This window comes from Actinomadura sp. SCN-SB (assembly GCF_043906805.1).
Classification (GTDB): Bacteria; Actinomycetota; Actinomycetes; order Streptosporangiales; family Streptosporangiaceae; genus Spirillospora.
Map to the genome: position 1 here is coordinate 26,691 of NZ_JBIMPP010000022.1, position 24,056 is coordinate 50,746.

Consider the following 24,056-nt stretch of genomic DNA (forward strand, 5'->3'; position numbering starts at 1 on the left):
GGCCGCCTACGTGATCGCGTCCGGCCCTACGTTGGAGCGCACCCCCACTCGGACAAGGACACCGCCATGGACATGAAACTGGAACTCGTCCCGATCCCGGTCTCGGACGTGGACCGCGCCAAGGAGTTCTACTCCGCCAAGCTCGGCTTCACCGTCGACCTCGACCAGCGCTTCGGCGACAAGTTCCGCGTCGTCCAGCTCACCCCACCCGGCTCGGCGTGCTCGATCTGCATCGGCACCGGAGTCGTCGACACCCTCCCCGGCTCCGTGCAAGGACTGCACCTGGTCGTCTCCGACATCCACGCGTCCCGCGCCTGGCTTCTCGACCGCGGCGTCGAGATCGGCGAAGTCGAGACCATGGGCGCCCCCGGCAAACCCGCCGTGTCCTACGCCGCCTTCACCGACCCCGACGGCAACGGCTGGACCCTCCAGCAACTCCCGTACTGACGGACCGCTCATCCACGAAACCCGGTTTCGACAGACTGGCGGACGCCGACTCCACTCGACCGCTCCCGACGACACGGTCTCATCGCGCCGGGGACCTCGGATGATGACCTGAACGAGGACGAGATGACAGCGGAGCCACATTACTGGCAGATCGACTATCCGGCGCCCAAGCCGGGCGGGTACACCGTGGCCGATCTGCCCGGCATCGTGCTCGACCTTCCCTACGAACTGGTCGATGGAGAAATCGTGATGAGGGCGCCGGCCACGCAGTGGCACGACGAGGCGAAGATCCTCCTCCGTGATCTTCTTCGCCGCCACGCGCCACCGGACACGGCGATAGTCGTCGAGAAGGGCATCGAGCTGCGTGACGACTTCGCACCCGTCCCGGACGTCCTGGCGATCGACCGCGTCAGAGTCCAGGCGACCAGCCTGACCTTTCTCCCCACGACGCCGCCATGCGTCGGCGCCTACGCTCCGAAGCGTGAACGGGCACGACACGTCCAACGCCGACTGGCGCAAAGGCAGGCGGGATCTGCCCGAAGCCTGGCAGGGCGGGTTCAGCCGATGAGGGCTTCGGCCAAGGCGTGCCACTCCTTGCGGGGGACGTCGTTCGGGTCCGTGGGGCGTACGACCAGGACGACCTGGTCGGCGCCCGCGTCGAGGTGGCGCTTCAGACGGGCGGCGACGGTGTCGATGTCGCCCCACGCGACCAGGCCGTCGATCAGGCGGTCGCTGAGGCCGGCGATGTCCTCTTCGGTGAAGCCCATGCGGCGCAGGTTCTTCGGGTAGCCGCCGACCCTGGTCAGGAAGCCGATGGGCGCGCGCACCGTGTCCCTTGCGAGGCGCGGATCGCTTTCCAGGACGACGTACTCCATGACGGCCAGGGTCGCCTCGTCCCCCAGGATCCGCCGGGCGTCCGCGGTGAACTCCGGGGTGACCAGCAGCGGCACGGCACCGGCCGCCCGGTCGCGGGACAGCTCCAGCATCCGCGGGCCCAGCGCCGACAGCACGCGGGCGGCGGCCGGGACGGGCGGGTCGGCGGCGTCCAGGCTGTCGAGGAAGGCGTTCATCGTGCGCAGCGGATGATCGCCGTGCGCCCCGCCCAGCCCCGTGACCAGCCGTCCCGGATCGGTGGTCTCGAGGTCGCGGCGCAGCGCGACCACGTCCTCGGGCGCGTACACCCGTGCGGGGATGATCGCGCTGCCGACGGGGACGGTTGTGGTCACCCTGATGACGTCCCGCAGGGGATCCAGGGTCGCCAACTGGCCGCCGAGGATCCAGAGCGTCGAGTAGCCGAGGCTCTCCAGCATGGCGGCGTCGTCGAGGTGACCGCCGTCGGAGCGTACGTCCAGGGTCACGCCGATGGGGCCGACATCGAGTCGTGGCATCCGCCTGCGCCTTCCGGGTTCGCGTCCTTGGACGTCGGCGACGCTAGTTCCTCGAGTTTGCTTGAGGTTAACCGGTGGCCTCTGCCCGTCCAAGATCGGCCAGGGCGGCGGGGCGGGGAGTCTCTACCATGACCCGCATGACGCAACCGCAGCCGGCTCCCGGCGAGCAGCCGCCCCCTTACGACGGCGCCTACGGGCAGGTGCCGCAAGGGCCGTCCCCCTACTCCCAACTCGAAACCGGGCAGCCCTACGGGGCTGTGCCCGGCTACGGCGCCGGGTCTTACGGCGGGCTGGCGAGCCGCTGGGCGCGGTTGGGCGCGTTCGTCCTCGACACCCTCCTGGTCGGCGTCGTCAGCACGACGCTGTCGCTGCCGTTCATGGATCTGGACGCCATGCTGAACCCGTCCCCGGACGCTCCCCTGTACACCACGGGCGACGTTGTCAACACCGTGCTCTCCACGGTGCTCGGCTTCTTCTACTACTGGCTCATGACCGCCCGATGGGGGCAGACCCTCGGCAAGATGGCGCTGTCCATCCGGGTCGTCCGGGAACAGGACGGCGGCGCGATCGGCTACGGGACGTCCGCCTGGCGGTACGGCGTGCAGATCCTGCTCGCCATCCCCTGCGGCATCGGCACCCTGCTGGACGTGCTCTGGCTCTTCTTCGACCGGCGCAAGCAGATGCTGCACGACAAGGCCGCGCGCACCCTCGTGGTCAAGGTCGAGCCGGGCATGCCCAACCCGTACGCGCAGCCCAAGCCGCAGGAGCGGCCCGAACCGCCCGAGCAGGGCTGATTCGGGCCGTGGCGCGCAGGGGCCCCGGCCGCCTGGTCACCGAGGGGCACCTGCGCGACGGCGGGGTGGTGCGGGCGGAGGACGGCGCCTACTGGAATCGGACGGCCGGCCCTTCCTGGACGCGCTCCTGGCCAGGAGCCGGGCGGGCAGGGCCGCCGTCAGTTGACGCCGGCCTCCTTCATCTCGCGCAGCTCCCGCTTGAGTTCCTTGATCTCGTCGCGGAGGCGGGCGGCCAGCTCGAACTGGAGGTCGGTGGCGGCCTGGTGCATCTGCGCGGTCATCTGCTCGATCAGCCCCTCCAGCTCCTCGCGGGGACGCTCGCCGACCAGGTCCGCGGCGTGGCGGCCCGCCTCGGAGCCGCGGCCGCGGGTGCGGGAGGCCAGGCCCGGGACGGGGGCCTTGCCGCGGCTCTGCTGGCGGCCGGCGCCGCCGATCAGGGTCTCGGTGTCGGCGTCCTCGCGGACCAGCGAGTCGAGGATGTCGGCGATGCGCTTGCGCAGCGCGGTCGGCTCGATGCCGTGCTCGGTGTTGTAGGCGATCTGCTTGGCCCGGCGCCGGTTGGTCTCGTCGATCGCGCGCTCCATCGACGGGGTGACCGTGTCGGCGTACATGTGGACCTGGCCGGAGACGTTACGGGCGGCGCGGCCGATGGTCTGGATCAGTGAGGTCTCCGACCGGAGGAAGCCCTCCTTGTCCGCGTCCAGGATCGCGACCAGCGACACCTCGGGCAGGTCGAGGCCCTCGCGGAGCAGGTTGATGCCGACCAGCACGTCGAACTCGCCCGAGCGCAGCTCGCGCAGCAGCTCGATGCGGCGCAGGGTGTCGACCTCGCTGTGCAGGTAGCGGACGTTGACGCCCATCTCCAGCAGGTAGTCGGTGAGGTCCTCGGCCATCTTCTTGGTGAGGGTGGTGACCAGGACCCGCTCGTCCTTCTCGGTGCGCAGCCGGATCTCGTGGATCAGGTCGTCGATCTGGCCCTTGGTGGGCTTGACCACGATCTCCGGGTCGACCAGGCCGGTGGGGCGGATGACCTGCTCGACCACGTCGCCGCCGACCCGGTTCAGCTCGTAGGAGCCGGGGGTGGCCGACAGGTACACGGTCTGGCCGATGCGCTCCAGGAACTCCTCCCACTTCAGCGGCCGGTTGTCGATGGCCGAGGGCAGCCGGAAGCCGTGCTCGACCAGCATCCGCTTGCGGGAGGCGTCGCCCTCGTACATCGCGCCGATCTGCGGGACGGTCTGGTGCGACTCGTCGATGACCAGCAGGAAGTCCTCGGGGAAGAAGTCCAGCAGGGTGTTGGGCGCCGAGCCCGCCGGGCGCCCGTCGATGTGCCGGGAGTAGTTCTCGATGCCGGAGCAGGTGCCGACCTGCCGCATCATCTCGATGTCGTAGGTGGTGCGCATGCGCAGCCGCTGCGCCTCCAGCAGCTTGCCCTGGCCCTCCAGCTCGGCCAGGCGCTCGGCCAGCTCGGCCTCGATGTCGCGGATCGCCCGCTCCATCCGCTCCGGGCCCGCGACGTAGTGGGACGCCGGGAAGACGTACAGCTCCTCGTCCTCGCTGATCACCTCGCCGGTCAGCGGATGCAGGGTGGCCAGCTTCTCGATCTCGTCGCCGAACATCTCGATCCGGACCGCGAGCTCCTCGTACTGCGGGATGATCTCGACGGTGTCGCCGCGGACGCGGAAGGTGCCGCGGCTGAACGCCAGGTCGTTGCGGGTGTACTGCATGCCGACCAGCCGCCTGAGCAGGTCGTCGCGCTCGATCTCGTCGCCGACCCGCAGCCGCACCATCCGGTCGACGTACTCCTGCGGGGTGCCCAGGCCGTAGATGCACGACACCGAGGCGACCACCACCGTGTCGCGGCGGGTCAGCAGCGAGTTGGTGGCCGAGTGCCGCAGCCGGTCGACCTCGTCGTTGATCGAGGAGTCCTTCTCGATGTAGGTGTCGGTCTGCGGGATGTACGCCTCGGGCTGGTAGTAGTCGTAGTACGAGACGAAGTACTCGACGGCGTTGTTGGGCAGCATCTCGCGCAGCTCGTTGGCGAACTGGGCGGCCAGGGTCTTGTTGGGCTGCATGACCAGGACCGGCCGCTGGAGCTTCTCCACCAGCCAGGCGATGGTGGCGGTCTTGCCGGTGCCGGTGGCGCCGAGCAGCACCACGTCCTTGTCGCCGCGCTCGATCCGCTCGGCCAGCCCGGCGATGGCCTGGGGCTGGTCGCCGGACGGCGTCATCTCCGTGACGACCTCGAACGGCGCCACACGGCGCCGCAGATCGGTGATCGGCCGCATCCTGCCCCCCTCGTGCCACACCGGCCCATCGGCCGGACTTCGCTGCCCGTCCCACTGTATGCAGGGGGAAGGACAATCTGGCGCCACGGATTATTTCCGCAGGTCAGGAGGCCGGAAGCGGAAGGCGGGCCCTGACCTTGAACCCGCCCTCGCAGGGGCCCGCCTCGAAGCCGCCGCCCAGCGCGGTGACCCGCTCCCGGAGCCCCACCAGGCCGTTCCCGCCGCTGGGCAGCCCGTGCCTGGGGGCGGCGCGGGGCGGGGCGTTGCGGACCTCGACCTCGACCGCCTCGGCGGTCATCGCGACCTCGATCTCCGTGTCGGCGTCCCCGGCGTGCTTGTGGACGTTGGTCAGGGCCTCCTGGACGAGGCGGTAGAGCGTGCGTCCCACGGCCGGCGGCATGGGACGTTCCTCACCCGAGACGGTGATCTCCACGGGGAGCCCGGCGGCGCTCGACCGCCCGATCAGCTCGCGTATCTCGGAGAAGGAGGGGGTGCCCTGGGTGAGGGGTTCCTCACCCTGCCGCAGGACCCCGATGACATGGCGCAGCTCCTCCAGGGCCTGCCGTCCCATGTCGCCGATGACGGCGGCGGTCTCGGCGGCGCGCACGGGGTCGCGGGCGGCGATCGCCTTGAGGGCCCCCGCGTGGACGACCATGACGCTCACGCGGTTGGCCACCACGTCGTGCATCTCGCGGGCGATCCGGGTGCGCTCCTCCCCCCGGGCCCGCTCGGCCAGCAGATGCTGCTCGCGCTCCAGCCGCTCGGTGCGCTCCTGGAGGGAGCGGAGGAGCTGCTTGCGGGTGCCCATGTACAGGCCCAGCAGGACGGGCGGGGCGATGAAGGCGAACCCGGTGATGGCCCGGACGGCGAACGACTCCGTCGTCGCCGTGGGCCCGGGGAAGATCAGGTACAGCAGGTATCCGGCGACCGCGAGGGCGATGACGGTCCGCCTGGAGGCCGCGTAGGCGCCCAGGGAGTAGAGCTGGATGAGGGCCGAGATGCCCCCGCCGCCCGTGGGCGGGGCGAAGATCAGGCCGAACACGGTCAATCCGACCGGGTGGCGGCGCCGCACCACCAGGGCCAGGCCCAGAACGACGCTGGCGAGTGAGACCTCCCATGGGGGCAGCCAGAAATGCTGCTCCGCGTAGAACAGCCAGACAGCATCCAGCACGGCCGTTCCGAGGGCCAGTGAGACGTCCAGCGCACGGGAGCGACGCGTCGGCCACAGCGCCGACCACCAGCCCCGGATGGTCATGGAACGAGCTTATAGCGCAGGTTGTGAACATCCTGCACCGGTCATGGCAGTTCAAAGGGAGCCTTACCGAGAAAAGGCGGCGGAGTTCGCGGAAACCCCTTCCACGCAAGGGATATGGCGGTGGCCGCATGCCGCGCGGGGTGGTTACCATGACCACGCCGACATGGACGGGGATGCAGCAAACGATGACCCGCTTCGCCACCTGGATAGGGAAGAACATCGATGCCGTCATCGCGCTGGTCCTGGCCATAGCCGTCGGCGTGCTCAGCGTGGGCTTCGACCTGCCGAACGAGAGTGAGATCACCGACGGCGCGGTGCTGGCCGTGGTCGGCCTGCTCGCCACCTACCTGCTGCGGGACCGCGCCCGCCGGGGCCCTGTCGAGGTGGAGGTGCGCCAGGCGCTCCAGTCCTCCTCGACGAGCCTGGACGACCTCAGCGCGAAGTTCGACCGCTTGGACGTGTTCGAGGGCGTGGTGACCGACACCAGGCGCGCGCTGGAGGAGACCGCGGTCGTCCGGGTCATCAGCGGGGCGCAGGTGGGTCAGGTGCTGGAGGAGGCCCGGCGCGACACCGACCGGTGGTTCTTCAAGGGCGGCACCGGCACCTACATCCGGGCCAAGACGCTGCCCGAGTGCGTGTCCGCCGCCCGCCGCGACCGCCGCACCCTGTGGTTCCGCCTTGAGATCATCGATCCGACCAATGAGGCGGTGTGCGGCGACTACGCGCAGCACCGGCGTTCGGTGGCCGATCGCCCCGACGCCACCGGGGAGACGTGGACGCTGGAGCGCACCCGCAAGGAGGCGTACGCGACGATCCTGGCGGCCTGCTGGCACAAGCAGCGGTTCGGCATGCTCGACATCGACATCGGCCTGTCGCAGACGATGACGACGCTGCGCTATGACCTGGCGGCGTCGCGCGTGGTGGTGACGCGGGACGACCCGCGCGGCGAGGCGCTGGTGATCGACAGCGGCAAGTTCTACTACGGCTGGATCAGCGCGGAGTTGCAGACCAGCCTCGACCAGGCCCGGCGGGTGCCGGTGGAGCGGGCCCGCACGGCGCCGCTGGACGACGAGCCGACCGTCGAGGAGGTGCGCAAGCTCTTCGAGGTGCTCGGGATCGATCTGGCGCCCGGCTACACCGACCGCGACATCGTCGAGATCATCCGCAAGGCGCTCCGCGCCAAGGACCCCTACGAGTAGGCCACCACCAGTTTGACCACCGAATCGACGCAGCGGACGAACGGCCATGCGCTACACCGACCTGTACGGGGAGATCACCGGAGGTACTGCGGCCGCCACCGTCCCGCGGTGGGCCTGGCGCGTGCTGGGTGACATCGCCGAGGGGCGTATGCCCATCAACGCGGTGCGCCACCCCCTGGGTTTCCTGTGTCTTCCTCTGGAACGGACAGGTGACCTAGGCGTGTGCCTGCATATCTGGTCCCCCGAGGTACAGTCGGTGGAGACGACGACCTCCGGCGTGCACTGCCATAGCTGGGAGCTGGTGAGCTTCGTGTTGTACGGCTCGGTGCGGAACGCCCGCGCCCATGTGGCCGAGACCGCGCCCTCCGGACCGGACGGTGCCACGCACCGGCTGTTCGAGGTCGTCAGCAAGGGCGAGGTGGACGAGCTCAAGGCGACCGGCCGTACCGTCCGCTACCTCCCCGGGCCCACCTCCACCTACGGCACGGGCGACACCTACACGTTGCCGGCCGGTGTCTTCCACAGCACGTACGTCGAGGGCGGCCCCGACGCGGCCACCGTCGCGCTGGGCCGTCAGGACCCGGGCGGCGGCAACCTGTCACTCGGCCCGCTGGACGCCCCGTCGCACGAGACGCGGCGGATGCGCTGCGGGCCGGACGAGACGGCCAGGGCGGCGCTGCGCTCGGTCCGCCGTATCGAGGCCGCCCACCCGGTCCTGCCCGAACCCGCCGCCGGCCGCATCGCCGCGAGGCCCCCGGCCGACCCCGACCCGCCCGGCACGCGCGGGCGGACCGGTCGCGCCGCACCGAGTTGACCCTTCCCGGTCGACCCTTTTCCGGTCGACCCTCCCGCCCGCGGACCGGACGCCACTGGAGGCGCCTCGATGAGACCGCTCACCCCCACCGCCAAGGCCGCTCAGGCGACGTCGGCCACGGCACAGGTTGATCTGGCCGCGGCCCGGCGGGTGGCGGTGGACGCCGCCGAGTCGGCCGGGGCGCTCCTGCGAACCCGGATGCAGGGGCCGATGGAGGTGCGGCTCAAGGACGGCGCCGGGGACGTGGTGACCGATCTGGACATGGCCGCGGAGTCGCTGATCGTGCGGCGGCTGCGCGCGGCCTACCCCGGGCACCGCATCATCGCCGAGGAGTCGGGCCTGCTGGAAGCGTCCGGAGCACCCGAAGGCAACGGCGCCGGGACCCCGGTGTGGCTGGTGGATCCCTTGGACGGCACCAACAACATCGCGATCGGGATGCCCGTGTACGCGGTGGGGCTGGCGCTGTGCGCGGGTTCCGTCCCCGTCGTAGGCGTCGTCCACGATCCGGTGAGCGGGCGCACGTGGTCGGCGATCCGCGGTGAGGGCGCGCGCAGCCCGTCGGGGGCGGCGTTGCTGCTCGGCGAGACGGAACGTCCAGGGCGCTTGGAGAACCCCGTCCTGGCGTGGACGCAGGGCCACCAGGTGGGGCCGAGCGACCCGGTCGCGTCGTCCATGAGGTCGATGCTGGAGGCTCACAGCCGCCGCCTGCTGCAACTGTGGGCGCCGCTGGTGGCGTGGGTGATGCTGGCGCGTGGCGACATCGACGGCATCGTCGGCTACCGGCCGGAGATCGTGGACCTGCCGGCGGGCGCGCTGCTGGCCGCGGAGGCGGGCGCGGAACTGCGCGGGCTGGACGGCTCCTCGTACGAGGCGTCGATCGACCGTTCCCCGGACGAGCTCAGCTTCGTCGCGGCACGTCCCGAGCATCTGGACCGCCTGCTGGGAATCGTCCGCTTGGAGGCCCCGCACCTCAGCCTGTGAGCAGCAGGGCCGCGGTGGAGGCCGCGCATCCGAGGACGGCGAGCGCCACACCGGTGAGGACGAAGCGGCGCATCGGCACGGCCACTCCCCGGCGCCGGCACCACTCGAACCACAGCAGCGTGGCCAGCGAGCCCCAGGGGGTGATGACCGGCCCCACGTTCGTGCCGATGAGCAAGGCCAGCAACTGGTCGTGGTTGGCCGGGTGCACCACCGACTCCCCCGCCACGTAGGCGGGCAGGTTGTTCAGCGCGTTGGACAGTCCCGCGCCCGAGAAGACCGCGCGGAACGCCCCGCCCGTGCCGTCGTCCACACCGACGAGCCCGCGCATCACGGTGTCCAGCCCGAACCGGCTCAGTGTCGGCACCACCAGGAACAGGCCCGTGACGAACACGAGCAGCTGCCAGGGGATCAGCGCGGGCCGCAGATGCGACCGTTCCCGCACGGCGAACGCGGCCACCGCGATGACGGCCGCGATACTGGACGCGATGGCGATCTCCCAGCCGGTCTCCGCGCCCGCCAGGACGGCCCCGATGAACACCAGGCAGGCGAGCGCCGTCGCGCCGAACAGCACCGGGTCCTGGATGGGCGTGGGCGATGGCGGCTCGTACCGGTCGGCCCCACGTTCGCTGCGCCTCCAGTAGAAGACCCACAGCAGCACCATGGTGATGACCAGTGACGCCAACTGCGGGGCCCACATGCGTTCGGCGAACGCGGGTGTCTCCAAGGCGACCCGGTCGGAGGCCAGGAGGTTGGTCAGGTTCGACACCGGGAGGAGCAGGCTGGCCGTGTTGGCGAGCCATACCGTGGTCATCGCCAGGGGCAGTGCGGCGATGCCCGTGCGCGCGGCCAGGGCGAGCATGACCGGGGTCAGCAGGACGGCGGTGGTGTCGAGGTTGAGGAAGACGGTGGTGAGGGACGCGAACGCCACGCAGAGGAAGAACAGCGCCCCGTAGCCTCCCCGTCCGGCGCGCGCCACCCGTTCGGCGATGAGGTCGAAGACCCCTGCCTCCTTGGTGAGCTCCGCGAGCACGATGACCGAGAACAGGAAGACCAGCATCGGCGCGATCCGGCGCACGCTCGCCTCGGCGTCGTCCGCGGGCAGCAGCCCCGTCGCGACGAACCCCAGCCCGGCGGCCAGCAACCCGACGCGGATCCAGTCCAGCACGCTCAAGGCACGGGCCAGGCGGCGGAACGGCAGTGCGAGGGTCACCACGCGCCTCATGATCCCATGGCCGCGCGCCGCCCTGGGACCCGTGAGCAGGCCGCGCGATACTGGCCGCATGACTCCCCCCGGTGAAGCCTTCCGACAGGATCCCCCAGCGCCGGAGCCTTTCAGGCGAGAGCCGCCGGGCCGCGAGCCCTCACGGCGGGAGCGCCCGACCGACTTCTTCATCAGCTACTCCCCCGCCGACGAGCGCTGGGCGTCCTGGATCGCCTGGCAACTGGAGGCGGCCGGGCACCGCACGATGATGCAGGCGTGGGACTTCGTCGCCGGGACCAACTTCATCGACTTCATGGACCGCGGCCTGTCGGAGGCCAAGGTGGTGGTCGCCGTCCTGTCGCGCAACTACCTGCGTTCGCGGTACGGCAGGTGGGAGTGGATGACCGCGCTGCGCGCCGACCCGGACGACCCCGCGAACAAGCTCGTCACCGTGCGGATCGAGGACTGCCCGATCGACGGGCTGCTGTCCACCATCACCTACGTGGACCTGGTCGGCATCGAGGACGCCGATGAGGCGCGCGCGCTTCTGATGGAGCGGATCGAGCAGGCCCTGGCGGGCCATGCCCGTCCCATGAACGGCCCGGGTTTCCCAGGTGCGGCCGGAGGCACCGGATCGGCGCCGCCGGGCCGCGCGCCGCTCCAGGGGCGCGTCGAAGGATCCGGGCCCCGGCTGCCGGAGATCGCCGGGGAACGTCCGGCGCGCAGGGCCCCCGTGGTGCCGCCCGCGTACCCCGCCCGCTCCGGCGACGGCGACGGCGAGCGGCCACGGGAGCGGCTGAGCATCCTGCACGTGTCGGGCCCGCGCTTCGGCCGTACGCTCGCCGAGCCGGACGAGCCGACCAGCGCCACGGATCTGCAGAACCGCATCTGGAGCGATGTCACGCTGCTGGCGGACGCGGGGGTGCCGAGGCCCGATCTGCTGGTCGTCACGGGCAACCTGACGCATTCGGGGAGCCGCAAGGAGTTCACCGAGGCCCTGTCGTTCCTGACGAGCCTGCGCGCGCTCCTCGGCCTGGAGGCACAGCGCGTGGTGGTCGTGCCCGGCACGCACGATGTGACGCGCGCCGCGTGCCAGGCGTACTTCGCCAGTTGCGAGGCCGACGACATCGATCCGCAGCCCCCGTTCTGGCCGAAGTGGCGGCACTTCACGGGACTGTTCAAGGAGTTCTACCAGGGCTTGGACAGCCTCATCTTCGACAGCGCACAGCCGTGGACGCTGTTCCCCATGGACGACCTCAAGGTCGTGGTGGCCGGTCTCAACTCGACGATGCCGCAGACGCATCGCCCAGGGGACAGGTACGGGCAGGTCGGGCAGGCGCAGGCGGCGTGGTTCACCGAGCGGCTGCGGCACTACGAGAGCGAGGGCTGGCTGAGGCTCGCCGCCGTGGAGCACAGCCCCATCCCCTCTGAGCCCGGTGCGCTGCGCGATACCGACACCGTCAACTCCCTGCTCGCGGGCCACGTCAACCTGTTCCTCCAGGGGGCCGAGTCCGATCAGGGGATGATCCCGCTGCTGCCATCGGGTGTGCCGTCCGTTCCCGCGCTCGGCACCGGACGTCATCAGATCCTCGTGGTGAGCAGGGACGGCCTGGAGCGCTGGACCCCTGAGGACGCGGCGCGGCGCGGCCCGGAACGGCTCGACCAGTCCTGGACGATGGTGAGTGGCACGTTCCCGCCCCCGCCCGACGAGCCCCGCCCCGTCCCGCCGCTGGTGCCCCTACGCGAAGGCGGGGAGGAGCCCCCCGAACCCACTCCCGACCCGACGGGCCGCCTTCTCGACCGCATCACCGAGGCGTGCGAGACGAGGTTCGAGAACCCGAAGATCCGCCGTATCGAGGCCGACCCGCCGCACCTGCTGCTCTCGCATATGGAGGACGGGTTCGTCCGCCAGTACCACATCGGCGCCCACGTCGGGCAGGTCACCGAGGCCGATGTGGACGCCTTCGTACGGCACGTCCACGCGGACGGGGACGACTTCGGATCGGAACTGGTCTTCCTAGGGCCCGCACCGCCCCGCTCCCTGCGCGAGGACGCGATGCGGCGTGGCATACGGCTGCGCAGCCTGACCGAGTTCCAGGGGCTGCTGGACCTGTCGGAGTACGTCGCGGGCCAGACCGCGCGGCTCAACGCGGGGGGCCTGTATCCACCGTCCCTCTACGTCCCGCAGCGGTTCCGGCAACTCGACAGCCTTCGCACGCCACGCGCCGACGGCGGGCAGGCGTCGTCCGAAGCGGGCGACCCCGAGGTGCAGGAGGACGTCGTCGGGGAGATGCTGCGGCTGCTGGCCGCCGACCATGGGCGTTTCCTGCTTCTGCTGGGCGACTTCGGCCGCGGCAAGACGTTCGCGCTGCGCGAGCTGGCCCGCCGCATCCCCGCCGAGCTGCCGCACGTCATCCCGATCCTCATCGAGCTGCGCGCGCTCGACAAGGCGCACTCGGTGGACGGCCTGGTGGCGGCGCACTTGGCCAACCACGGCGAGGAGCTGATCGACCTCAAGGCGTTCCACTACATGCTGCGCCAGGGCCGCATCGTGCTGCTGTTCGACGGGTTCGACGAGCTGGTCACCAGGGTCACCTACGACCAGGCCGCCGACCACCTGGACACGCTGCTTCAGGCGGCCCAGGACAAGGCGAAGATCGTGGTGGCGAGCCGCACCCAGCACTTCAAGTCCCAGGCGCAGGTGCTGACCGCGATGGGCGAGAAGGTGGGCGTGCTGCCGCACCGGCGCGTGCTCGGCCTGGAGGACTTCAACCCGGCGCAGGTGCGCTCGTACCTGGTGGGCCGGTACGGCAGCGAGGAGGCCGCGGACACGCGGCTGCGCGCCCTGCACAGCATCGGGGAGCTGCTCGGCCTGACCAGCAACCCGCGGATGCTCAGCTTCATCGCCGACCTGCCCGAGGACCGGCTGCGCGCCGTCGCCCAAGCGCGCGCGACCGTCAGCCCGGCCGACCTGTACCGCGAGATCCTGACGTCCTGGCTCACCTACGAGGCGGAGCGCGTCCGCCAGTCGGGCGGGCCCTCCGGGCTGACCGTCGAGGACATGTGGACGGCGGTCGGCACGCTCGCGCTGCGGCTGTGGGAGGGCAACGAGGAGTTCCTGCAACTGTCCGAGCTCGCCGACGTCGCCGGGACGCTCAGCGATCTGGCCGAGGGACGGCTGTCGTCCGAGCAGGTGACGCACGCGGTGGGCGCGGGGAGTTTGCTGGTGCGCACCGCCGAGGGCATGTTCGGGTTCATCCACGGGTCGGTCATGGAGTGGCTCGTGGCGCGGCACATCGCCATGGAGTTCGAGGGCGGCGGCACGCCCGCGGCACTGTCGCGCAGGGCGCTGTCGCAACTCACCGTGGACTTCCTGTGCGACCTGGCCGACACCCGCGCCTGCCAGGACTGGGTGGCGGAGGTCCTGGCCGATCCGGGCGCGGCCGACGCCGCCCGCGCCAACGCCATCAAGATCACCACCAGGCTGCGCACGCCGGCCCGCACCGACCTGCGCGGCGCCCGCCTCCAGGGCGAGGACCTGTCCTACCGCGACCTCCAGGAGGTCGATCTCACCGGCGCCGACCTCACCGACGCCCATCTGGTGGGGGCGAACCTGTCACGCGCCGTCCTGCGCGACGCGTCCCTGGCGGGGGCGCGGCTGGACGAGGCGCGGCTGACCGGCGCGGACCTGCGCGGCGCCGACCTGTCCCGGGCCCGGCTCGCCCGCGCCGACCTGCGCGACGCCGTGGTGGACGGCAGCCGCTGGACCCGTGCCGCGCTCATCGCCGCCGCGCTCCCCGACCGCATCGCGCGCTCCCCCGAGCTGCGCGAGGCCGCGATCGCCCCGGGACGGCCCGTGGGCATCGAGATGGCCCCTGCGGCGGTCGGGGTCCCGTACGGGTTCCATTTCCAGACGAGCAGGCTGCCGCAGCCGCTCGCCTACAGCCCCGGCGGTTCCGTGGTCGCGGTGGGAGGCGAGGACGGAGGCGTCGTCATCTGCGACGCGGTCACCGGCACTCCCCTGCGCACTCTCCAAGGGCACCGGGGCCGCGCCTACGCGGTGGCGTTCGACTCCCAGGGCAACCTGCTCGCCACGGGCGCCGCCGATGGCACCGTCCGCGTGTGGGACCTGGCCACGGGACACACCGCGCACACGCACACCGTCCATCCCGAAGGGGTCTGGCCCGTCGTCGTCGGCCCCGGACCCGATCCCCTCATCGCGGCAGGGGCCGCGGACGGCACGATTCGCCTCTGGGACGCCGCGACAGGGGAACTGCGGCACGAGCTGGCAGGGCACACCGCTCCCGTTTACACCGCGGTCTTCGACCCGAACGGGTCCCTGATGGTGACAGGTGACGCGGGAGGGACCCTGCGCGTGTGGGACCTGACCACCGGTGCCCTCCAGCGGACTCTCACCGGCCACAGGGGCGCGGTGTTCCGCGCGGTGTTCCACCCGGACGGGGCACTGCTGGCCGCGGGCGACGAGACGGGCACCGTGCGGCTCTGGGACATTCACACGGGCGAGATACGGGAAGAGCTGCTCGGCCATACCGGCCGTGTCTACGCCATCGCGTTCCACCCCGATGGCGAGCTGATGGTGACCGGAGACACCGACGGCTCGGTCCGCCTCTGGGAGGGCGCCCGCCACAAGCTGACGCTGTCCGGTCACAGCGGCGCCATCTACCAGGCGGCGTTCAGCCCGGACGGCGGCCGCCTCGCCACCGCCGACAGCGCCGGGTCCGTCCGCCTCTGGGACGCCGCGACCGGGCGGCAGCGCCTGGAACTGTCCGGGCACCGGGGGGCGGTGTGGCCGTTCGCGTTCCGCCCGGACGGGGCGCAGCTCGCCACCAGCAGCAACGACGGAACCGCCCGGCTGTGGGACACCGAGACCGGCCAGTGCCGCTTCGTCCTGCGCGGCCACGGCAGGCGCACCACCGGTGTCGCGTTCAGCCCCGAGGGCGGCCTCCTGGCCACCAGCGGCAACGACGGCCTGGTCCGCCTGTGGGAGCCGCGCACCGGCCGCCTCGTGCGCGTGCTGCGCGGCATCGCCGACAACCTCACCTTCGCCACGTTCAGCCCCGCGGGGACGCGGCTGGCCACCGCCACCAACGACGGCGGCGTCCACCTGTGGCAGGCCGGGACGGGCACGTTCGAGCGCGAGCTGAACGTCGAGACCGACCACGTGTGGGCGCAGGCGTTCAACCCCGGCGGGGAGGTCCTGGCCACCGCCAACGACGACGACACCGTGCGCCTCTGGTACTGGACGACCGGGCGCGAGATCGTCAACCTCGCCGACCACCGGGGCCGCGTCCGCTCCATCGACTTCAGCCCCGACGGGGCGCGGGTCGCCACCGGATGCGACGACGGCCTGGTGCGCATCTGGGACGCCCGCTCGGGCACCCTGCTGTCGGAGCTGCACGGCCACACCGACCGCGTCTACCGCGTCCGCCACCACCCCTCCGGCCGGACCCTGGCCAGCGCCGGGCACGACGGCACGGCGCGGCTGTGGGACGCGCGCACCGGCGAGCCGCAGCGGGTCCTGACCCGCCACGCCGGGCGGCTGTGGACGTGCGCGTTCAGCCCGGACGGCGCGCTGCTGGCCACGGCGGGCGACGACCTGGTCATCCACCTCTGGAACGCGCACACCGGACACCACCTGCACACCCTCACCGGCCACACCCGCCGCGTCTGGGCGGTGGAGTTCAGCCCGGACGGGACGCTTCTCGCAGGGGCGGGCGACGACGGCGCGGTCATCCTGTGGAACGTCCCCGACCCCACAGGGCGGGACGCCCCGTCCCCCCGCGTCACCCTCCTCGGCCTTTCCGAGGGATGGGCCGCCCTCGCCCCCGAGGGCCGCTACAAGCGGGAGGGCAACACGGCAGGCGAGTTCTGGTACGCGATAGGCATGTGCCGCTTCGAGCCAGGCGAACTTGACGCCTACCTCCCCGAGGTACGCCAGATCGCCATGGAGGCCGACTTCTGACGAGCCCGCCTTCAGAAGGCGCAGTGGGCGATGGTGGCGTCGTCGTGGGGTTTGCCCCTCGGCCAGCGGGCGCCGCTCGGGTCGCTGCGCTCGGCCTCGCGGGTGCGGGCGATCAGCGCGGCCGGGCCCTGCTCGCGGATGGTGCCGGCCAGCCCGTGCCAGTCGGCGAGGCCGAACCGGTCGGCCAGGCGGGTGGCGCCGTCGGTGAGGAGGTAGGCGTGGCGCAGGCCGGCCAGCGGCACGGTGCCGGTGATCGCGTGCCGGGCGACGGCGGGGTCGGCGGCGGCGTAGTCCCGGCCCCCGGTGATCTCCCGGAGCCCGTCCGGGCCGTCCAGCAGCAGGGTCGAGTCGGCCAGCACGAGGTAGTCCACGAGCTCGCCGCGGACGCGCAGCGCCAGCACGGTCGCCGCGGGCGTCGTCGGGCGGCGCAGGTCGCAGGTCGACCGGTGGGACGCCGCCACATCGGCGATGGCGCCCGCCAGGCGGCCCACCAGAGGGCGCTGATCCGGCCTGTACGTCCCTTCCGGGGGCCCGACCGGGGGCGAGGACGGGCGGGCCCCTCCGAGGCCGTCCACGAGCCGTGAGAGCAGCCTCATGCCGAGCGAGCGGGCGTACCAGGCCGTGCCGTGGACGCAGCCGAGATCGGTGCCCAGCGGCAGCCCGCAGCCGTCCAGGACGACGACGGCGCCCGGAGCGGACGCGACGAAGTCCTCGTTGCCACGTTCGGGACTGCCCTCGTCGGTCGCCCACGTCACCCGCATCGCGCCCCCCTCACCCGGCCGAGCCCGCACGCCGGGTCAGATCCTCCCAGAGGGCGTCCACCTGGGCCTTGAGATCGTCCAGGGAGCCCGAATTGTCGATCACGTGGGTGGCGACGGCGCGGCGCTCCTCGCGGGACGCCTGGGCGGCGATCCGCGCCCTGGCGTCCTCCTCGCTCATGCCGCGCCGGGACGTCAGCCGGTCGAGCTGCACCTCCACGGGGGCGTCCACCACCACGACCACGTCGTAGTTCTCCGCCAGCCCGTTCTCCACCAGCAGCGGCACGTCGTACACCACGATCGCGTCGGGCGGCGCCGTGTCCACCAGCTCCCGCATCCGCTCGCCCACCAGCGGGTGCACGATGGCGTTCAGCGCGGCCAGCCGGTCCCGGTCGGCGAAGACGATCGAACCGAGCCTCTCCCGGTCCAGCGTGCCGTCGGGCCGCAGGACGTCCTCGCCGAACTCGGCGACGATCGCCTCCAGACCGGGCGTGCCCGGTTCCACCACCTCGCGTGCGATCACGTCCGCGTCGACGACCAGCGCGCCGCGCTCGCGCAGCAGCGACGACACCTCGCTCTTGCCCGCCCCGATGCCGCCGGTCAGTCCCACTTTCAGCACGGCACCACTGTAGGGCGCGGCGTTCACGGCGCGGCGGCGGGGACGAGCGCCTTGCGCATGTGCACGAGGGTGAGGTGGGCGGCGACCCGCTCACGGTGCGTCTCGCCGTAGCCGAGCCGCCGGTAGAGACGCAGGTTGCCCTCGCTCAGATGGCCCGTGAACAGCACGCAGGCGTCCGCGCGGTCCGCCGCCTCCCGCTCCAGCGCCTCCATTAACCGGCGCCCGATGCCGCGGCCCTGCATGTCCGGCGCCACCACGAGCCGCCCCACCAGGCACGTGCGGTCGCTGAACTGGGCGCGCACCGCCCCCACCAGGCGGCCGTCCACCACCGCCTTGAGCACCACCGCGTCGTCCCCGCCGAGCAGCTTGCGCAACTGCTCCAGCGACTCCACCAGCGGCGGGATGAACGGGTCGCCGTAAAGCTGGGCCTCGGCGACGTAGGCCGCGCGCTGCACGGTCAGGATCTCCCCCGCGTCGGCCAGCGCGGCGCGCTCGATGACGGCGCCCCGCCCCTCCGGCTCACTCATGCCCATCCCTCCTGGGAGATCCCCGGACCCTGGCCGCGGAGCCGCCCGGTCGCCTCCCGACATCAAAGGCCGCTCGTCAAAGGTGGCTCGTCGGAGGCCGCTTCAGGGGCCGATCGAGACGGTCACCGCGACCGGATAGTGGTCGGACGCCGCCGAGCGCGGCACGTCGTAGTCGGAGAGCAGCAGGTCGTCGGTGCCGAAGATCCAGTCGACCCGGCGGCCGTCGGCCGTGGTCGGCGACGGGTCGCCGCTGGGCGCGGCGCTGCGCAGCTCGGTGCCGTCCAGCACCCGGGTGATCTCGGCGCTGCCCGGCGCGGCGTTGAAGTCGCCGCCGATGACCGTGCGGGGCGCGCCGCCCCAGGCCCGTACCAGCGCCGCGATCTCCCGGGTCCGCTCCTCCGCCTGGTCGGCGCCGCCCTCCAGGTGCGTCGACCACACGGTCAGGGACCGGTCCCCGACCCGCAGCCGTCCCCACACGTACCCGCGGATCTGCGACCAGTCACCCCTCGGCATCCGCCCGATGCCCGAGTCCTCCACCGGCAGCGAGGTGAGGATCGCGTTGCCAAACTGCCCGTCGGCGGCCGGGCCCCACAGGAGCGTCATGCCGAGCCGCCGCGACAGCCACACGCCCACGTCGGTCGTCCCCGACAGCAGGGACCCGCGGCCCGCCTCCTGGAGCAGCACCACGTGCGCCCGCTGCGCCTCGATGTTGCGGGCGATGCTCTCCGGGTCGAGCCGCCCCTTCTGGTTGACGGCGTCGTGGATGTTGTAGGTGAGCAACCGCACACGGCCGTCCGCCGGTGCGGCCTGCGCCGTTCCGTCCGGCCCGGCCACGGCGAAGGCCAGCGTGCCGAGCAGCAGGACGAGCGCGGCGGCGCCCGCGGTGAGCGCCCGCAGCGGCGCGCGGGCCGGCAGCGGACCGCCGCGGGCCGCGGCGATCGCCGCCAGCGCGCCCAGCAGGAGCCCCGCCAGGCCGGGCAGCGCGTTGTTCGGGAACGGCAGCGGCTCCAGCGCGCTGACCTGGTACGACACCAGGATCAGGCCGATCAGCAGGCCACCGGTCGCGGCGCCCACGTCGACCCTCCACACCGGGCCGCCCGTCCCGGCGCGGCGCAGCGGGGCCCGGCACGCCACCGCCAGCAGCCATGCCGACAGCACGTGCCCGACCACCACGACCGGGACCACCTCGACGCCCGCGATGGAGTAGGTGCCCGAGACCGCGGCGGCGCCGACGCCGAGCAGCGTCCCGCCGAGGACGCAGACGCCGCCGGGCACGGCGCGCACGGCCAGTCCCGAGGCCAGGAACGCCAGCGCCAGGCCCTGCCCCACCACGATCACGACGTGCGCGGCGGTCAGCGACCGCCAGCTCGCCGACGCCACGAACCCGGGGCTGGACAGCACCAGCACTTGAAGCGCCAGGAACGGCCCGAACGCCACGGCCCCGAAGGCGTCCCGCCAGGAGATGCCGGGGGGCTCGACCGGGCCCGAGCCCAGCTCCCTGAACAGCGCGGCGGCGCCCAGGCCCACGAACAGCAGGCACGCCAGCCACGGGCCCACGCCCGAGCGCCACGACGGGTCCCATGTCGCGAACGCCATCCGCATCGCGGTGTCGGCCGACAGTCCCGCCACCGTGGCGGTCGCGAAGCCCACGCCCGACAGACCGCGCGCGCCCTCGTACAACGCGGCCACAGCGATCATGCCGATGGCGGTGCCCGCGAACGCCAGCCAGGTCTGCGGGGTCAGCGCCTGCGCGAGCAGCCGCACCACCAGCAGCCCGCCGACCCCGGCCAGCAGCAGCCCGCGCGGCCCCGCCACGCTCCTGATCACCGGGGCCGCCAGCCCGGCCAGGTACACCGCCAGGAGCACGACGCCCGCGACCGCGGTCCCGGCCGTGTCGGCGAAATGGTCGTACTGGGGCAGCGCGAACCGCAGCGTCTGCGCGAGCACCGCCGCCGTGACCGCGATCAGCGCCAGCCGCGCCGGCCCCTGGGGGACGATCGGCGCGCCTGCCGGCTGGACGGGTTCACCGGGCCTGGTACCGAGCTGTGTGGTGGCCAATTGAACGTTTGCTCCCCGGGGACGATCGGGCGGAGGGGCGGTACCGCGATGGCGCGGTACCGCTGTGGAGCGGTACATCGGTGTCGCGGTACTGCGGCGGCACGAAGGGCGGGCACCGCGATCCGCGCGATACCTGGCCGTCGCGCGCGAGAATAGCGCAGCGGCGGCCTCCAGGCCCGGGCTCCGTGCCCGTGTTCGCGCGGTCATGAACGCCCGCGCCGGCCGCGTCCCCGCGCCGCCGGAACCGCCCGGGACCTCGCGGAAACGGCGCATGACCGCCCGGAAACGGTGCGTGACCGTCCAGGATCCCGCGAACCATGGGCGGCCTCCCGCCCGTACCACTGGACGAGCCGCCTCCGCCTCGCGGGTCGCGTGGGGGTGCGTTGCGGGCGGGACGGTTCGGGGTTGGATCGGCGCACGCCCGGGTAGGGGCCTGCGCCGGTCGCCCTCCGTCTCCGCTACGCGGCAGCAGGACACAAGGAGCACGGAGGAGCAACGAGTCATGGCCGGGACGGGCCCGGGGTGGGGCCGGTCCCGGCCGTGCTCGCCGGACACCGAAGGGATACACCGCCGGCCCGCACGCGCCGATGAACATCGGCTAAGGCAGGGCGACGGAAACGCGACCGCCGGCGCCCCGGCCCCTGGGAAGGGACCGGGGCGCCGGCCGGGTGATGTTACTGGCCGCCGGAGAGCTTCTCGCGGAGCGCCGCCAGCGCCTCGTCGGTCGCCAGGGCCCCGGAGGAGGTGTCCTCGCGCTCGGCGCCGCCGGAGTAGGAGGTCTCGCCACCGCCGGACGGGGCGCCGCCCTCGGCCTCCGCCTCGGCCCTGCGGGCCTCCTCGATCTGCCTGCGGTGGGCGTCGAACCGGGCCCTGGCCTCGGCGTACTGCCGCTCCCAGGTCTCGCGCTGCTGGTCGTAGCCGGGCAGCCACTCGCCGGTCTCGGAGTCGAAGCCCTCGGGGTACTTGTAGTTCCCCTGCTCGTCGTACTCGGCCGGCATGCCGTACAGCGTCGGGTCGAAGTCCTCTTCCTCGATGCCGGCGGCGCTCTCGTTGGCCTGCTTGAGCGACAGGCTGATGCGGCGCCGGTCGAGGTCGATGTCGATGATCTTCACGAAGATCTCGTCGCCGACCTGGACGACCTGCTCGGGGATCTCCACGTGGCGCTCGGCCAGCTCGGAGATGTGCACCAGGCCCTCGATGCCCTCCTCGACCCGGACGAACGCGCCGAACGGCACCAGCTTGGTGACGCGGCCCGGCACGACCTGGCCGATCTGGTGGGTGCGGGCGAACTGCTGCCAGGGGTCCTCCTGCGTCGCCTTCAGCGACAGCGAGACCCGCTCGCGCTCCATGTCGACGTCGAGGACCTCGACGGTGACCTCCTGGCCGACCTCGACCACCTCGGACGGGTGGTCGATGTGCTTCCAGGACAGCTCGGAGACGTGCACCAGGCCGTCCACGCCGCCGAGGTCGACGAACGCGCCGAAGTTGACGATCGAGCTGACGACGCCCTTGCGGACCTGGCCCTTCTGCAGGGTGTTGAGGAAGGTCTGGCGGACCTCGCTCTGCGTCTGCTCCAGCCAGGCGCGGCGCGACAGCACCACGTTGTTGCGGTTCTTGTCCAGCTCGATGATCTTGGCCTCGAGCTCGCGGCCCACGTACGGCTGGAGGTCGCGCACCCGCCGCATCTCCACCAGGGAGGCGGGGAGGAAGCCGCGCAGACCGATGTCGAGGATCAGGCCGCCCTTGACGACCTCGATGACCGTACCGGTGACGATGCCGTCCTCGTCCTTGATCTTCTCGATCGTGCCCCAGGCGCGCTCGTACTGCGCGCGCTTCTTGGACAGGATCAGCCGGCCCTCCTTGTCCTCCTTCTGAAGGACCAGGGCCTCGACGTGGTCGCCGACGGTGACGACCTCGTTGGGGTCGACATCGTGCTTGATGGACAGCTCGCGCGAGGGAATGACGCCCTCGGTCTTGTAGCCGATGTCGAGGAGGACCTCGTCACGATCGACCTTGACGACAGTGCCCTCGACAATGTCGCCGTCGTTGAAGTACTTGATGGTCTCATCGATCGCGGCGAGGAAGGCTTCCTCGGACCCGATGTCGTTGACCGCTACCTGCGGGGTGGTCGAGGTTGCCTCGGTGCTGCTCGTCATGTGTCGGCTGGCTCCGGATACGGACATGCGTAGTTGCGCGTAGTGCGCGGAGGGCCCTTTTCCGCCCTGCCGATGACCGGAGATGGGACGTGGCCACGAACCACGTCAGGGAAACCGATGTCGACCTGACCGAGCGCGAGCCTGCTCTGTCCGAAGCACGCGCAAGCCCACAGCGCAGCGATCAGCATATGGGACGGAAACCGCGTGGTCAATCGGCGCGGTCCACGCCACCCCCGTCACAGTGGACCGGCCCCCGCGACGCGGGGTTCTCGCGGACGCGCCCCAGGGCGCGATGAAGGCGAGACAGAGTCGGATCAGAGAACAGATGGGAACTCAGTACACCCGGCCACGCCCCCGCAGTTCCTTGGCCAGCCGGTCCTCGGCGGCCCGCGGGAACGTGATCGTGTTGGGGTCGCCGTCAGAGGTGTACCGCGACTCGGGGTTCCTCTCCAGCTCGTCCAGCCAGGCGGCCGAGCAGTACCGGGCGCAGTCGTTCCTGTCGATCTTGCCTTCGGACTGGACGCGGGTGATCGCCAGCGGGTCGAAGTCCTTGTCGAACGGGGACTCCGACGGCTTCCAGCCGGCCAGGAACACGCCCTTGAACGCGTACGCGCCGTCCTTCTTCGCCGCCCACGACCGCTTGTCCGGCTCGGCGCCGAACGGGTAGGCCAGCGTGGTGGTGTGCCTGCCGGTGAGCCGGACGATCCTGGCCTCGATGTCGCCGATCTCCCTCTGCACGTCCTTCTTGGACAGCTGCGAGAGGTTCCGGTGGCTCAGGGTGTGGTTGCCCAGCTCGAACCCGTTGCGCAGGAGCCAGGCCAGCCCGGCCGCCTCCTGCCCGTCCAGCCGGAACAGGTCCTTGGTCAGGTAGAACGTGGCGGTGGGCCGGAACCCCGGGTACCGCCGCGCCACCTCCTGGATGATCGCCACCGCCGTGCCCGCCTTGGGGCGGCCCTGGGCGTCCAGGGAGAACTGCTCGGGCATGCTGTCGTCGAAGGTCAGCACGACCGGATGCCGCCCGGCCGGCACGTTGATCCACCCGGCGGCGAACTCGCCCGCCGTGATCGGCACGTAGCCGCTCTTCGCGAGCCGCACCAGCTCGGCCCGGAAGTCCTTCGCCGACCGGTCCAGGTCGCGCTCCGGCTTCGGGACGATCCGGTGATACATGATCACCGGGACCTGTCCCAGCTCGTTGGCCTTCGCGGCGGCGGCCGCGGGCGTGGCGGGGCCCACGGTCCCGGCGGGCGAAGGCGCCGCCTTCCCCGGTGCCGGCCCCGGTGCCGGCGGGGGACTCCGGTGCCCGACGCCGCCGGCCTGCGCCACCGGCTCCTTCGCCTGGGTGGCGGCGCGGGACCCGTCCCGCTCGCCGGGCAGCCAGAGCCCGGCGACCACGGCGGCGACGATCACGACAGCGGCGATCTTGTGGAGGAGTGGCACGCGTCTCCCTCGATCGAATTCCCGGCACCCCCGGCGCCCGCACAATGATCTCTCACCGGCCGCTCTCGCGCCCCGCAAACCACATCGCTACCGAAGACGAATCCGGCCACTCAGGCAACGACCGCCCTGACGGCGAACTCCCGTCCCAGCG

The 24,056-nt window shown here is 72.0% G+C and carries 16 protein-coding genes and 1 pseudogene; 7 read left to right on the forward strand and 10 right to left on the reverse strand.

Features of this window, described 5'->3' with window-relative positions; translation table 11 throughout:
• The first annotated feature begins 66 nt into the window (after positions 1–66).
• Entirely contained in the window at positions 67–447 is a 381-nt protein-coding gene (locus tag ACGWYJ_RS16555) for a VOC family protein (protein ID WP_395106874.1), read from the forward strand.
• A gap of 123 nt (positions 448–570) precedes the next feature.
• A pseudogene (locus tag ACGWYJ_RS16560) lies at positions 571–876 on the forward strand (Uma2 family endonuclease); the annotation flags it as partial.
• 128 nt (positions 877–1,004) lie between these two features.
• Here ACGWYJ_RS16560 and ACGWYJ_RS16565 read toward each other — a convergent pair.
• Entirely contained in the window at positions 1,005–1,835 is an 831-nt protein-coding gene (locus ACGWYJ_RS16565) for a TIGR03620 family F420-dependent LLM class oxidoreductase (RefSeq protein WP_395106875.1), read from the reverse strand.
• Positions 1,836–1,972: 137 nt separating this feature from the next.
• Between ACGWYJ_RS16565 and ACGWYJ_RS16570 the strand changes: the two genes are divergently transcribed.
• Positions 1,973–2,629 (forward strand): RDD family protein, encoded by a 657-nt coding sequence (locus ACGWYJ_RS16570; protein WP_395106876.1) that lies wholly within the window; start codon positions 1,973–1,975, stop codon positions 2,627–2,629.
• A gap of 158 nt (positions 2,630–2,787) precedes the next feature.
• Here the strand turns inward: ACGWYJ_RS16570 and uvrB are convergent, their stop codons facing one another.
• Together uvrB and ACGWYJ_RS16580 are read right to left on the reverse strand one after the other, a co-directional pair.
• Positions 2,788–4,917, reverse strand: coding sequence for an excinuclease ABC subunit UvrB (gene uvrB / locus ACGWYJ_RS16575; protein WP_395106877.1), 2,130 nt, complete (start codon positions 4,915–4,917; stop codon positions 2,788–2,790).
• A 103-nt stretch (positions 4,918–5,020) separates the two neighbouring features.
• Positions 5,021–6,172 carry a sensor histidine kinase gene (locus ACGWYJ_RS16580; RefSeq protein ID WP_395106878.1) on the reverse strand — a complete coding sequence of 384 codons (1,152 nt, stop codon included), beginning with the start codon at positions 6,170–6,172 and terminating at the stop codon, positions 5,021–5,023.
• A 149-nt stretch (positions 6,173–6,321) separates the two neighbouring features.
• On the opposite strand from ACGWYJ_RS16580, the gene ACGWYJ_RS16585 reads away from it, so the two are divergent.
• From ACGWYJ_RS16585 to ACGWYJ_RS16595, 3 genes are all read left to right on the forward strand, one after another.
• Positions 6,322–7,371 carry a hypothetical protein gene (locus ACGWYJ_RS16585; protein WP_395106879.1) on the forward strand — a complete coding sequence of 350 codons (1,050 nt, stop codon included), beginning with the start codon at positions 6,322–6,324 and terminating at the stop codon, positions 7,369–7,371.
• Positions 7,372–7,417: 46 nt separating this feature from the next.
• The gene (locus tag ACGWYJ_RS16590) at positions 7,418–8,185 is read left to right on the forward strand and encodes a hypothetical protein (RefSeq protein WP_395106880.1); all 768 of its coding nucleotides are present in this window, start codon (positions 7,418–7,420) and stop codon (positions 8,183–8,185) included.
• Between the two features lie 69 nt (positions 8,186–8,254).
• A complete protein-coding gene (locus tag ACGWYJ_RS16595; protein ID WP_395106881.1) occupies positions 8,255–9,166 on the forward strand; it encodes an inositol monophosphatase family protein in 912 nt (303 codons plus the stop codon).
• Here the strand turns inward: ACGWYJ_RS16595 and ACGWYJ_RS16600 are convergent.
• Positions 9,156–10,388, reverse strand: coding sequence for an SLC13 family permease (locus ACGWYJ_RS16600; RefSeq protein ID WP_395106882.1), 1,233 nt, complete (start codon positions 10,386–10,388; stop codon positions 9,156–9,158). The two genes, ACGWYJ_RS16595 and ACGWYJ_RS16600, sit on opposite strands and share 11 nt — an antisense overlap.
• Positions 10,389–10,446: 58 nt before the next feature.
• On the opposite strand from ACGWYJ_RS16600, the gene ACGWYJ_RS16605 reads away from it, so the two are divergent.
• A complete protein-coding gene (locus tag ACGWYJ_RS16605; protein ID WP_395106883.1) occupies positions 10,447–16,350 on the forward strand; it encodes a TIR domain-containing protein in 5,904 nt (1,967 codons plus the stop codon).
• Positions 16,351–16,361: 11 nt separating this feature from the next.
• On the opposite strand, the gene ACGWYJ_RS16610 is transcribed toward ACGWYJ_RS16605, so the two are convergent.
• The 6 genes from ACGWYJ_RS16610 to ACGWYJ_RS16635 all read right to left on the reverse strand — a co-directional run bounded on the left by ACGWYJ_RS16610 (position 16,362) and on the right by ACGWYJ_RS16635 (position 23,905).
• Positions 16,362–17,111, reverse strand: coding sequence for an integrase (locus ACGWYJ_RS16610; protein WP_395106884.1), 750 nt, complete (start codon positions 17,109–17,111; stop codon positions 16,362–16,364).
• 10 nt (positions 17,112–17,121) lie between these two features.
• Positions 17,122–17,727, reverse strand: a complete 606-nt coding sequence (gene coaE, locus ACGWYJ_RS16615; protein WP_395106885.1) for a dephospho-CoA kinase — start codon at positions 17,725–17,727, stop codon at positions 17,122–17,124.
• Between the two features lie 23 nt (positions 17,728–17,750).
• The gene (locus ACGWYJ_RS16620; protein ID WP_395106886.1) at positions 17,751–18,260 is read right to left on the reverse strand and encodes a GNAT family N-acetyltransferase; all 510 of its coding nucleotides are present in this window, start codon (positions 18,258–18,260) and stop codon (positions 17,751–17,753) included.
• A gap of 96 nt (positions 18,261–18,356) precedes the next feature.
• The gene (locus ACGWYJ_RS16625; RefSeq protein WP_395106887.1) at positions 18,357–20,312 is read right to left on the reverse strand and encodes an endonuclease/exonuclease/phosphatase family protein; all 1,956 of its coding nucleotides are present in this window, start codon (positions 20,310–20,312) and stop codon (positions 18,357–18,359) included.
• A 674-nt stretch (positions 20,313–20,986) separates the two neighbouring features.
• Entirely contained in the window at positions 20,987–22,468 is a 1,482-nt protein-coding gene (rpsA, locus tag ACGWYJ_RS16630; RefSeq protein ID WP_285694183.1) for a 30S ribosomal protein S1, read from the reverse strand.
• A 333-nt stretch (positions 22,469–22,801) separates the two neighbouring features.
• On the reverse strand, positions 22,802–23,905 hold the full coding sequence (locus ACGWYJ_RS16635) for a polysaccharide deacetylase family protein (protein WP_395106888.1): 1,104 nt from the start codon (positions 23,903–23,905) through the stop codon (positions 22,802–22,804).
• Positions 23,906–24,056: the final 151 nt, after the last annotated feature.